Raw genomic sequence first — 12,140 nt, 5'->3', positions numbered from 1 at the left:
ACCTGGAGCAATTGCGAGCCCCTCACCTCAGCACGTTTGAGTCACCAAGCCATGAACGCTTTCGGGAGGGTTTAATCGGGAGCCGAGCCGATGACGCCGGCTGTGTGCGCCGCAAAACGGGTTCCATCCGGCGGAAGGACCTCGCTCGTAGGGAGGAGCGAAGCGATACCCATCATTTGCGCCGCGGATACTGAATTGATGGGCTTCGCTGCGCGCTACCGATCCGATTACGGCTCCGCCGCATCGTCCTCATATCCGAGCGCTTCGATTTGCCTCCGGAATTCCTCGACACGCTCATGCGCTTCCGCCTTCGCTGTTCGAGCTACGGCGGACAAGTCGCTCCCATCAATCGGTCAAAGTCACTGCCGGGAAGAATTTAGTTCTACCCTATAATTATGCTGTGTTAGACGCAGTCCGAGTAGTAGCGTCGCAACTCCCTCAGTAACAGTGTCAGGGAAACGCCCGCCATGTCTGCTCTCCAAGCAAAGCTGGAACGATTTGAGATCCTCGCCGACGAATGCGAGCTGATCGCTAGCAGGACGCTGGATGGGAGCAACCGCGAGCTATACCAGCGGTTGGGGGGGCATTATCGCGAGCTGGCGACCGATATGAGGGCCGTGATCGCGACGATCAATGCTCCGGCGGCGTAAGAAAAAGGGCCGCTCGAAACAACAAGCGGCCCAAGTCTAGGGAGGAAACGCCCTCAAGGAGGGCGGCGATAGCGCGAGGCGCTGTCGCACGATATGCATATGGGTTGAGAGTCCAGCTTCGGGAGCCCAGACTGCGCAAGCCAGGGGCGCGACTATGTGCCTTGAATCTGCGCTTCGCAGCGCATAAGTCCGAGCGCGACCGCCGAAGATTGAGGCGGCTGCAATCCCAAATCGCTCCAAGCATCCCACAATTTACGATTTGGCGAGCCGCGTGCGCTTCGCGTTGAGCGCGGACGCAACACGGCTGACCGGCGGACGGCCGAGCAAGCCGGCCATCTCGTTGGTCGCGGCCAGCAGTCTGTCCATATCGATCCCGGTCTTCACGCCCATGCCCTCGAGCATGTAGACGACGTCCTCGGTCGCAACGTTGCCGGTGGCGCCGGGGGCGTAGGGGCAGCCGCCGAGCCCCCCGGCGGCGGCATCGATGACGCGAACACCCTCTTCCATGCCGGCATAGAGATTGGCCAGCGCCTGGCCGTAGGTGTCGTGGAAGTGCATCGCAAGGTTGCCGACCGGCAACTCGGAACCGACCGCACGCAGCATCTGTTTGGCCTTCAGCGGCGTGCCGACGCCGATGGTGTCGCCAAGCGAGATCTCGTAGCAACCGAGATCCCACAGCGTCACCGCGAGGTCGGCGACCGCCTTCGGCTTGATCTCGCCGTCGAACGGACAGCCGAGCACACAGGAGATATAGCCACGCACCTTGACGCCGTCGGCCTTGGCGCGCGCCAGCACCGGCTTGAAACGCTCGATCGATTCCGCGACCGAGCAATTGATATTGGCGCGGGAAAAACCTTCGGAGGCCGCCGCGAACACCGAGACCACCGCGGCGCCGGCCGCGCGCGCGGCGTCATAGCCCTTCTCGTTCGGCACCAGCACGTGGAATTCGGCGCCCTTGATGTGACTGACGCCGCGCAGCACCTGGTCGGAGCTCGCCATCTGCGGGATCGCCTTCGGCGACACGAAGGCGCCGACTTCGACGGTATTGAGCCCGGCCGCCACCAGCGCCTCGACGAAGGCGATGCGCGCCTCGACGCTGACCGGCGTCTTCTCGTTCTGCAGGCCGTCGCGCGGCCCCATCTCGACGAGTTGGATCTGATCGCTCATGACGCGGCCGCAGGTTCGACTTCGGCAAGCTCGACGCCCTCGCCGACGATGTCGCCGACCCTGCATTTGAGCTTCTTCAGCAGCCCGGCATAGGGCGCGCGCAGGGTCTGCTCCATCTTCATCACTTCCAGGGTGAGGATCGGGGCGCCCTTCTCCAGTGTCGCGCCCTCCTCGGCCAGCAGCGCCACCACGGTGCCCGGCAAGGGCGCCACGATCTTGTCCTCGCCGACCTGCTCCTCGCTCTCGCCGCCGAACGGATCGACCCAGTGCAGGTCGAAGCGGCCGTTGCGGGTGCGCAAGTAAAGCTCGTGGCCCTCGATGACCGAGGCTATACGCGACTTGAGGCCGTTGAGCGTCAGGTCGAAGCCGTCATCGCCGGCTGACGAGATGGCGAAGACGAGTTCGCGCCCGCCGACGGAGAGCGTCGACGGTCCGTTGCCATAGTGCAGCGTGATGGTCTGGGCAGGCTCATGGCCCTGCCGGAACGAAAACACCCGCTGACGGCGGCCGACCGGCATCCAGCCGAAGGCCTGCCAGGGCGAGTTGGCCTCGCGTCGCGCCGCCTTCTGCTCGTCGTTGACGATCGCGGCCACCGCCGCGCAAAGCTCGAACTCGCCGGCCGTGCCCGTGCTCGATGTCAGGTTCTTCAGCTCGCGCTCGATGAAGCCGGTGTCGATCGCATTGGCTCGCGTATCCTTGTGCGTCACCAGCGCCGACAGGAACGGGATATTGGTGACGATGCCGCGGACATCGGTCTCCTGCAGTCCGCGATTGAGCTTGTCGATCGCGCCCTCGCGCGTCGGCGCCCAGGCGATCACCTTGGCGAGCATCGCGTCGTAGTACGGCGAGACGTTATCGCCGCTGCGATAGCCGGCATCGATGCGCAGGCCGTCGCCTTCCTGTGGCGTGCGCCAGGTCTTGATGCGGCCGACCGAGGGCATGAAGTTCTTCTGCGGATTCTCGGCGTAGACCCGCGCCTCGATGGCGTGTCCGTTCAGCCTGATCTCGTCCTGCTTCAGCGGCAGCGCCTCGCCGAAGGCGACGCGGAGCTGCCATTCGACGAGATCGACGCCGGTGATCAGCTCGGTGACGGGATGCTCGACCTGCAGGCGGGTGTTCATCTCGATGAAGAACACGTCCTTGCCGTCGGAGACGAACTCGATGGTGCCGGCGCCGATATAGTTGACCGCGCCGGCGGCCTTGCGGGCGGCCTCGCAAACCGTCTCGCGTTGCGCGGCGTTCAGCGTCGGCGACGGCGCCTCCTCGATCACCTTCTGGTGACGGCGCTGCAGCGTGCATTCGCGCTCCCACAGCGAGAGCAGATTGCCGTGGCTGTCGCCGATGATCTGCACCTCGATGTGGCGCGGGTTCTGCACGTATTTCTCGATCAGCATGCGGTCGTCGCCAAACGCCGCCTTGGCCTCGCGCTTGGCGCTGGTGATCGCGGCCGTGAGCTCAGCCGCCGAATTGACCACGCGCATGCCGCGCCCGCCGCCGCCGGCGGACGCCTTCACCAGCACCGGGAAGCCGATCCGGTTGGCGGCTTCCGCCAGCGTCGCCTCGTCCTGGGCCTCGCCGTGATAGCCCGGCACCAGCGGCACGCCGGCCTTCTCCATCAGCGCCTTCGAGCCGGACTTCGACCCCATCGCCGTCATCATCTCGGCGGTCGGACCGACGAACACCAAACCTGCTTCAAGACAGGCATGCGCGAACTCGGCATTTTCAGACAGGAAGCCGTAGCCGGGATGCACCGCCTCGGCGCCGGTCTCCTTGGCGGCCGCGATGACGCGCTCGATGTTGAGATAGCTGTCGCGCGCCCGGGCAGGCCCGAGCAGCACGGCCTCGTCGGCGAGCGCGACATGCATCGCGTCGCGGTCGGCCTCGGAATAAACAGCGACGGTGCGCAGCCCCATGGCGCGCGCCGAGCGGATGACGCGGCAGGCGATCTCGCCGCGGTTGGCGATCAGAAGGGTGCGGAAACGCCGGGTGAGTTTTGAGCGGTCCATGGTCAGTTCCTGGGTCACATCCTGAACAGGCCGAACTTCGTCGGCTCGATCGGGGCGTTGGCTGCCGCCGACAGGCCGAGCCCGAGCACGAGGCGCGTATCAGCCGGATCGATCACGCCGTCATCCCACAGCCGCGCCGTCGCGTAATAGGGATTGCCCTGCTTCTCGTATTGCGCGCGGATCGGCTCGCGGAACTTGTCTTCCTCTTCCGCCGACCAGCTCTCGCCCTTGGCCTCGATGCCGTCGCGCCGCACCTGGCTCAGCACCATCGAGGCCTGCTCGCCGCCCATCACCGAGATGCGTGCATTCGGCCACAGCCAGAGGAAGCGCGGGCTGTAGGCGCGGCCGCACATGCCGTAATTGCCGGCGCCGTAGGAGCCGCCGATCACGACGGTGAATTTCGGCACCCCGGCGGTGGCGACCGCCGTCACCAGCTTGGCGCCGTCGCGCGCGATGCCGCCCGCCTCGTACTTCTTGCCGACCATGAAGCCGGTGATGTTCTGCAGGAACACCAGCGGAATGCCGCGCTGGCAGCACAGCTCGATGAAATGCGCGCCCTTCAGCGAGCTCTCGCTGAACAGGATGCCGTTGTTGGCGATGATGCCGACCGGATAGCCAAAGATATGGGCGAAGCCGCAGATCAGCGTGGTGCCGTAGAGCTTCTTGAACTCGTCGAATTCGGAGCCGTCGACGATCCGCGCGATGATGTCGTGCACGTCGAACGGTTTTCTGCCGTCGGCGGAGACCACGCCATAGATCTCCTCGGCCGGAAACAGCGGCTCCTGCGCAGGGCGCATGTTGAGCTGTGCCTTCACCGGCTGCTTCAGCGTGCCGACGATGCGGCGCGCGATCCCGATCGCGTGGGCATCGTTCTGGGCGTAGTGATCGGTCACGCCGGACTGCCGGGAGTGGACATCGGCGCCGCCGAGTTCTTCGGCGGTGACGACCTCGCCGGTCGCGGCCTTCACCAGCGGCGGACCACCAAGGAAGATCGTGCCCTGGTTGCGTACGATGATGCTCTCGTCGGACATCGCCGGCACATAGGCGCCGCCCGCGGTGCAGGAGCCCATCACGATCGCGATCTGCGGGATGCCCTGCGACGACATCTGGGCCTGGTTGTAGAAGATGCGGCCGAAATGCCGTTCGTCGGGAAAGATCTCGTCCTGCAGCGGCAGGAAGGCGCCGCCGGAATCCACCATGTAGACGCAGGGCAGATTGTTCTGCCGCGCGATGTCCTGGGCGCGCAGATGCTTCTTCACCGTCATCGGGTAATAGGTGCCGCCCTTGATGGTGGCGTCGTTGGCGACGATGATGCATTCGCGGCCCGAGATGCGCCCGACGCCGGTGATCACGCTGGCCGAATGCACGTCACCGCCATAGAGCCCGTTGGCGGCGAGCGGCGACAGCTCGAGAAATGCGGTGCCGGGGTCGACCAGGAGATCGACGCGATCGCGCGCCAGCATCTTGCCGCGCGAGGTGTGCCGCTTGCGCGAGGTCTCGCCGCCGCCGCCGGCCACCTGGTTGAGCTTGCCGCGGAGCTCCGCGACCAGGCCGCGCATCACCTCGGCGTTGCGGGCAAATTCAGAAGATGTGGGATCGATCGTCGAATGAAGCGGCATCGGTGTTTGCACGTTTCGTTGGAGTATCGGTGGGGTTCAAGGTCAATCATCGTGCCGGGGTGAGCACAACTGCCACCACTGGTGCGGTGACAGCCCCTCACCCCGCCCCTCTCCCCGCAAGCGCGGGGCGAGGGAGAAGACATCAGGCTGTCTTGGCGAACAGTTCGCGGCCGATCAGCATGCGGCGGATCTCGCTGGTGCCGGCGCCGATCTCGTAGAGCTTTGCGTCGCGCAGCAAGCGGCCGGTGGGATAATCGTTGATGTAGCCGTTGCCGCCGAGCAGCTGGATCGCATCCAGCGCGCATTGGGTGGCCTTCTCCGCGGCATAGAGGATGGCGCCGGCGGCGTCCTCGCGCGTGGTCTCGCCGCGATCGCAGGCCTTCGCCACCGCGTAAACATAGGCGCGCGAGGCGTTCATCGTGGTGTACATGTCGGCGACCTTGCCCTGCACCAGCTGGAACGAGCCGATCGGCTCGCCGAACTGCTTGCGCTCGTGCACGTAAGGCAGCACCACGTCCATGCAGGCCTGCATGATGCCGATCGGCCCCGCCGCCAGCACCGCGCGCTCATAGTCGAGACCGCTCATCAGCACGTTGACGCCGCGGCCGACCTCGGAGAGCACGTTCTCCTCCGGCACCTCGCAATCCTCGAACACCAGTTCGCAGGTGTCGGAGCCGCGCATGCCGAGCTTGTCAAGCTTCTGCGCGGTGGAAAATCCCTTCATGCCCTTTTCGATGATGAACGCGGTGATGCCGCGCGGGCCGGCGTTCGGATCGGTCTTGGCGTAGACCACCAGCGTATCGGCGACCGGGCCGTTGGTGATCCACATCTTGTTGCCATTGAGGACGAAGCGGTCGCCCTTCTTGTCGGCGCGCGTCTTCATCGAGACCACGTCCGAGCCCGCCTGCGGCTCCGACATCGCGAGCGAGCCGACATGCTCGCCCGAGATCAGCTTCGGCAGGTATTTGCGCTTCTGCGCCTCGTTGCCGTTGCGGCGGATCTGGTTGACGCAGAGGTTGGAATGCGCGCCGTAGGACAGGCCGACCGAGGCCGACGCCCGCGAGATCTCCTCGACCGCGATGCAGTGCTCGAGATAGCCGAGGCCCGAGCCGCCATACTCCTCCTCGACGGTGATGCCGTGCAGGCCGAGCGCGCCGATCCTGGGCCAGAGGTCGCGCGGAAACTGGTTGCTGCGGTCGATCTCGGCGGCGCGCGGCGCGATCTCGTTGGTCGAGAAATCATGCACCGTCTCGCGGATCGCATCTGCGGTCTCGCCAAGGTCGAAATTGAAGATTGCCGCCTGGTTCGAGGCCATGATCCCTCCCGTGAGATTCATCTTGCAATTAAACGATCATACGTTTTTTTCTTGGCTTCGCAAGCAATCGTGCTATGGTTTGCGCGCGAAATCCGCAGTTCATTGAATTCACTGGGATTTCATGCGATATACATACGGTCGTTCGCTTGTTTCCTGGTCTCCCTGGCAAGCCAACACCCTCCGAGGCCCCGATGGCACGCACGATCGGCTCACACGGCCCCACCACGCTGGAGGCGATCCGCAAGGCCGGCGTGCGCCTGATCTTCGAGCACGGCTACGAGGCCATGAGCCTGCGCCAGCTCGCCGCCGAGGTCGGCATCCAGGCGGGCTCACTCTACAACCATATCTCAACCAAGCAGGACCTGCTGTTCGATCTGGTCCAGGACCATATCAACGACTTGCTGCGCGAGCTTGACCTTGCGCTGGAGGGCAAGGCCGATCCGGTCGAGAAGCTGCGCGCCTTTGTCGCGTTCCACGTCACCTACCACATGACCCGCAAGCGCGAGGTCTTCATCGCCAATTCCGAGCTGCGCAGCCTCGATGCGAAGAACTACGACGCGGTGGTGGCGCTGCGCGGCGCCTATGAGCAGCGGCTGGCGCAGATCCTCACCGACGGGGTGGCGGACGGCGCGTTCGAGGTGGTCGACATCCAGGTCGCGACCTTCGCGATCCTGGCGCTGCTCACCGGGCTGTGCACCTGGTACCGCCCCGGCGGCCGGCTGACCCGCGACGCCATCATCGCGGCGCATGAGAAGCTGGTGCTGTCGGGCGTCGCGCCGCGGGCTGCGATCGGCCAGGCGAGCCACGGCAGCGACAGCCGGCGCGCCGCCGTGGCGGGCTCGTAGCCGTGACCGAGCGCCCACAGCTCGATGACATCGATCTGCGGATCCTGTCCGAGTTGCAGCGGGACGGCCGGATCAGGATCAACGAGCTCGCCGAACGGGTCGGCATCACCGCCCCGCCCTGCCTGCGCCGGGTTCGCGCCCTGCGCAGCCGCGGCGTGATCCAGGCGATCCGCGCCACGCTGGACGAGCGGCTGCTCGGCTATGAGGTGACGACCTTCGTGCTGATCCAGCTCGACAGCCAAACCCTGAGCGCGATCGAGGCGTTCGAGGCTGATGTGGCGGCCGTGCCGCGCTTCCTGCAATGCTGGCGGATCTCGGGCGATGCCGACTTCATGCTCCGATGCGTCGCGCCCAGCGTCGACGAGATGCGCCAGCAGCTGCTGCAATTCGCCGGCCTGCCCAATGTGCGTAAGATCAGAAGCTTTCCGGTGCTCGGCGTCTCCAAGGACGCGCCGCTGCCGATCCCGGGCGCCCTCGCCGCGCCCGCGGCGAGCTGATCGGGGCGCTAGTCTGGACTTAGTGGGTCCAACCTTAGTGGGTCCAAGGCTCCCAGCGGCGGAACGCGAAATTGTCGGCATAGGCGATCTGGCGGTGCGCCGAATCCTTCGGCTCGATCACCTGGTAGGCGATGCCCTTGCGCTCGCAATAGGCGACCGCCTCTTCCTTGGTCTCGAACTGCAGCGTCAGCTGCTGCTTCATGTCGGTGGACGAGGTCCAGCCCATCAAGGGCTCCACGGAGCGCGGCTGCTCCGGCTCGTAGTCCAGTTGCCACTCTTTGGTCTTGGCACGTCCCGATTGCATCGCGTTTTTGGCGGGCTTAAAAATGCGTGCGGTCATGGATGGTCGGCCCCGTGGGATGTGCGACATGGAAGCGATTTGAAGGAAACCGCCGGGATAGTATAGAGACACCTATCAACGATCTGATCGGTGATTCCTCGATCTCGGAGGCAGCCTTCGCCGGACCGGTATAGTCATTCTACCGCGCTGTGACAATCTGGCCTCGGGAGGCTTCCCTTAGCAGTCCCCCGGTCCCGCGGCGCGATCTTCTCGACAAGCATCACCTCGAGGAAACGGCGCGCCATGGAAATCCACGCTACCCTGCCCGAAAAAGGACGTGACCTCCGGCTCGACCTGTTCCGCGGGGTCGCGAACTGGGCGATTTACCTCGATCACATCCCCGACAACGTCGTGAACTGGATCACGACGCGGAATTACGGCTTCAGCGACGCCGCGGACCTGTTCGTCTTCATCTCCGGCTACACCGCCTCCTTCGTCTATGCCCGCATGATGCTGGAGCGCGGCTTCATCGTCGGCGCCACCCGGCTGACCAAGCGGGTCTGGCAGCTCTATGTCGCCCACATCATCCTGTTCGTGATCTACATCGCCTCGATCAGCTATCTGGCGCTGCGCTTCGGCGATTCCGAGATCATCAACGAGTTCAACGTCGCCGGCCTCGTCGACAACGCCACCGAGACGCTGCGCCAGGGCCTGTTCCTGAAATTCAAGCCGGTCAATCTCGACGTGCTGCCGCTCTATATCGTGCTGATGGGCCTGTTCCCCCCGGTGCTGTGGTTCATGCTGCGGCGGCCGAACTGGACCATGGCGGCCTCGCTCGTGCTGTGGCTGGTGTCGCGCCACCAGGGCTGGAACCTGCCGGCCTACCCGGCCGGCAGCTGGTACTTCAATCCGTTCGCCTGGCAGGTGCTGTTCGTGTTCGGCTCATGGTGCGCGATGGGCGGCGCCCGCAACAACATGCGCATCATCAACTCGCGCTACACGCTGTGGTTTTGCATCGCCTATATGATCTTCGCGCTGATCATGACGATGGCCGGGCGCTTCCCGGACTTCGGCGCCATGTTCCCGGACTGGCTCTATTCGGCCTTCAACCCGAACGACAAGACCAACCTCGCACCGTATCGCTTCCTGCACTTCGTGGTGATCACGGTGCTGGTGATCCGCTTCATCCCGAAGGACTGGGCGGCGCTGGAGTGGAAGGTGTTCGATCCCCTGATCGTCTGCGGCCAGCAGTCGCTGGCGGTGTTCTGCGTCGGCGTGTTCCTGTCCTTCGTCGGACATTTCGAGCTCTCGATGAGCTCGGGCTCGCTGTTCGCGCAGATCTTCGTCAGCATCTCCGGCATCGCGATCATGACGATCGTGGCCTATTACATCTCGTGGTCGAAGCGGCAGGACAAGCCGGTCAAGCCGCCGGCGGCAAAACCCACGGCGCCGGCGAAGGCGGCGTAAGTCCCTTATTTTTGAGCAAGGCCGCGCAAACGCTTCGCGTTTGTCGCGGGGAAAACCGCTTCGCACTTTTCCGGGCCATGCTCTAGAGCATTTTCGGTTCTGATTGAATCAGAACCGAAGCTCTAGATTCTTGTTTTGACGCGTTTTCTTCACGCGAACCGGTGCCCACTTCGCTCGAAAACGCTCTCTAGCCGGCGCGACTGGTGTCCTGGGTGGTCGAGGAGACGATGGTAGCGACGTCGCCGAACGTCGTCATCACGGGCGTGACGACCTTGTGCATGGCGGTCTTCGACACCAGCGTGTCATGCATCACGAGGTTGTCGATCCCGGTGGTGAGGAAGCAGCTCACCGCGTCCTGCGGCGTCTCGATGATCGGCTCGCCCTTGACGTTGAACGAGGTGTTGATCAGGACCGGCACGCCGGTCAGCGCCTCGAACTCCTTCAGCAGGCGATAGAGCATCGGGTTGGTCTCTTCCCGCACGCTCTGCACCCGCGCCGAACCGTCGACATGCACGATCGCCGGGATCTTGTCGCGCCATTCCGGCCGCACCGGCTTTGCGATCAGCATGTAGGGCGAGTCCTCCTCGCCTTCGAAGATCTCCTTCATGCGCTCGGCCAGCACGATCGGCGCGAACGGCCGGAAGGCCTGGCGGTGCTTGACCCGGCTGTTGAGGATGTCCTTCATCTCGGCCCTGCGCGGATCGGCGATCAGGCTGCGGTTGCCGAGCGCGCGCGGACCGAACTCGGAACGGTCCTGAAACCAGCCGATCACGCGCTGGTCGGCGAGCAGCTTTGCGGTGTCGCGGCAGATATTGTCGCAGCGCTTCGCGTCGATCTGGATGCGCACCAGGAAGCTTTGCAGCGCGGCGGCCACCTCGGCGTCGCTGTAGCGCCGCCCGACATAGGCGTGGTCCATCACGAACGAGCGGCGCTGCTTGAGCACCTCGAGCCAGCCGTAATAAGCGCAACCAATCGCGATGCCGTCGTCGCCGGCGGCGGGCTGGATCCAGATGTTTTCGAAACCCGACTCGCGCGCGATGCGCCCGTTGGCCACGCAGTTCAGCGCGACGCCGCCGGCGATGCAGAGATTTTTCGCGCCCGTGGTCTCGCGCAGCCAGCGCGCCCGCGCCAGCAGCACGTTCTCGGTATCGTCCTGCACCCGCCAGGCGATGTCCTCCCAGTGCCGCATCGTCGGGCTCTTGTCCCAGCTGCCGCTGTCGAGCACGAAGGGCTGCTGGTTCTCGGCGCCCCAGAACGGCACGTGCAGCTTGCCGTCCTTCATCTCGAGCAGATGGCCGACCTGCTCATGGCGGCCATAGGGCGCCAGCCCCATCAACTCGCCGCACTTGTTCCAGTCGCCGAACACATAGGTCGAGACCCGGCTGTACAGCGCCCCCAGTCCCGGCATGTTGTAGAACTCGTCCGACAACAGCCCCCGCGCCGGCTCCATCCAGACCTTCTTCAGGCATTCGAGCCTGGCGTCGTCGAACCTGTAGTAGCTCTCGGACTCGCGGGCCAGCGGCGACGCCTCATCTTCGGAGCAGGACTCCATCGCGTCGGCCCGATAATTGCCGACGCCGTCGACGATCATCACGACGCCGTCCTTGAATGGGGACACCGCGAACGCGCTGTAGGCATGCGCGAGGTGGTGCGAGATCGACACCACCTTGTCGGATTTGGAACGAAACAGCGGGTGCTTGATTGCCTCGTTGCGTTCGGCGATCGGCAAGAAGCCCGGCATATCCTGGTGGAGCATCCGCTCCTCCATCTCGGGCACCGGCAGGATGTAGCTGTTGCGCACCACGAGATCGACGTCGTCGAGGGTGATGCCCTCGGCCGACAGGCAGTAGTCGACGACTTCCTTGTAGAAGCCGGAGGCGTGCTTCTCGCGGGTGATGCGCTCCTTGGAGATCGCGTAGGCGATCGCGCCGTCACGCAGCAGGCAGGCGCTGACGTCATGGTCGTAGACGTTGAGACCAAGGACGTAAGTGTGTTGTTTCGGCATGGGCACTCTTTGGAAGGATACAGCAACGCTCAGAGAACAGGATCGTGTCGACTTCAAGTTCTCGCCGGCATTTTCCGAGGTTCTCATACCTCTGCTTCTGCGATGCACAAATCAAATCGGCGCAACGCAAGATGAACAGAATGAACGGCGGATGAACGACAAGATGAGCGCAGCAACGACAGCATCCTCTGCAGGCGGGACTGTAACTTGACCTTACCTGTTGGTCTCAATAGAGTCGTTAAAGCTCGCAAGAACCTTAGTGAAAATATTGTCTTAGCATGCACGAACC

The 12,140-nt window shown here is 64.3% G+C and carries 10 protein-coding genes; 4 read left to right on the top strand and 6 right to left on the bottom strand.

Features of this window, described 5'->3' with window-relative positions:
• Positions 1–467 precede the first annotated feature (467 nt).
• On the top strand, positions 468–650 hold the full coding sequence (locus ACVI1L_RS33935) for a hypothetical protein (RefSeq protein WP_016846867.1): 183 nt from the start codon (positions 468–470) through the stop codon (positions 648–650).
• Positions 651–902: 252 nt separating this feature from the next.
• Here the strand turns inward: ACVI1L_RS33935 and ACVI1L_RS33930 are convergent, their stop codons facing one another.
• The 4 genes from ACVI1L_RS33930 to ACVI1L_RS33915 all read right to left on the bottom strand — a co-directional run bounded on the left by ACVI1L_RS33930 (position 903) and on the right by ACVI1L_RS33915 (position 6,757).
• The gene (locus ACVI1L_RS33930; RefSeq protein ID WP_076828643.1) at positions 903–1,817 is read right to left on the bottom strand and encodes a hydroxymethylglutaryl-CoA lyase; all 915 of its coding nucleotides are present in this window, start codon (positions 1,815–1,817) and stop codon (positions 903–905) included.
• Positions 1,814–3,823, bottom strand: coding sequence for an acetyl/propionyl/methylcrotonyl-CoA carboxylase subunit alpha (locus tag ACVI1L_RS33925; RefSeq protein ID WP_456784897.1), 2,010 nt, complete (start codon positions 3,821–3,823; stop codon positions 1,814–1,816). The genes ACVI1L_RS33930 and ACVI1L_RS33925 overlap by 4 nt, the downstream gene beginning before the upstream one ends.
• A 14-nt stretch (positions 3,824–3,837) precedes the next feature.
• Positions 3,838–5,442 carry a carboxyl transferase domain-containing protein gene (locus ACVI1L_RS33920; protein WP_057018551.1) on the bottom strand — a complete coding sequence of 535 codons (1,605 nt, stop codon included), beginning with the start codon at positions 5,440–5,442 and terminating at the stop codon, positions 3,838–3,840.
• A 142-nt stretch (positions 5,443–5,584) separates the two neighbouring features.
• The gene (locus ACVI1L_RS33915) at positions 5,585–6,757 is read right to left on the bottom strand and encodes an isovaleryl-CoA dehydrogenase (RefSeq protein WP_028332150.1); all 1,173 of its coding nucleotides are present in this window, start codon (positions 6,755–6,757) and stop codon (positions 5,585–5,587) included.
• Between the two features lie 191 nt (positions 6,758–6,948).
• Here ACVI1L_RS33915 and ACVI1L_RS33910 point away from each other — a divergent pair, with 191 nt between their 5' ends.
• Together ACVI1L_RS33910 and ACVI1L_RS33905 are read left to right on the top strand one after the other, a co-directional pair.
• Positions 6,949–7,602, top strand: a complete 654-nt coding sequence (locus ACVI1L_RS33910; protein ID WP_057018553.1) for a TetR/AcrR family transcriptional regulator — start codon at positions 6,949–6,951, stop codon at positions 7,600–7,602.
• Between the two features lie 2 nt (positions 7,603–7,604).
• On the top strand, positions 7,605–8,099 hold the full coding sequence (locus ACVI1L_RS33905) for an Lrp/AsnC family transcriptional regulator (RefSeq protein ID WP_057018554.1): 495 nt from the start codon (positions 7,605–7,607) through the stop codon (positions 8,097–8,099).
• Between the two features lie 34 nt (positions 8,100–8,133).
• Here the strand turns inward: ACVI1L_RS33905 and ACVI1L_RS33900 are convergent, their stop codons facing one another.
• Positions 8,134–8,439 carry an ETC complex I subunit gene (locus ACVI1L_RS33900; protein ID WP_016846428.1) on the bottom strand — a complete coding sequence of 102 codons (306 nt, stop codon included), beginning with the start codon at positions 8,437–8,439 and terminating at the stop codon, positions 8,134–8,136.
• A gap of 243 nt (positions 8,440–8,682) precedes the next feature.
• Between ACVI1L_RS33900 and ACVI1L_RS33895 the strand changes: the two genes are divergently transcribed.
• Positions 8,683–9,846 (top strand): OpgC domain-containing protein, encoded by a 1,164-nt coding sequence (locus tag ACVI1L_RS33895; RefSeq protein ID WP_050384313.1) that lies wholly within the window; start codon positions 8,683–8,685, stop codon positions 9,844–9,846.
• A gap of 187 nt (positions 9,847–10,033) precedes the next feature.
• Here the strand turns inward: ACVI1L_RS33895 and ACVI1L_RS33890 are convergent, their stop codons facing one another.
• Positions 10,034–11,851 carry a carbamoyltransferase family protein gene (locus tag ACVI1L_RS33890; RefSeq protein ID WP_456784896.1) on the bottom strand — a complete coding sequence of 606 codons (1,818 nt, stop codon included), beginning with the start codon at positions 11,849–11,851 and terminating at the stop codon, positions 10,034–10,036.
• Between the last annotated feature and the right edge of the window lie 289 nt (positions 11,852–12,140).

The organism is Bradyrhizobium sp. USDA 4516 (assembly GCF_054055915.1).
The sequence above is the reverse complement of the archived record's forward strand: the minus strand, read 5'-3'. Positions and strand labels throughout refer to the sequence as shown.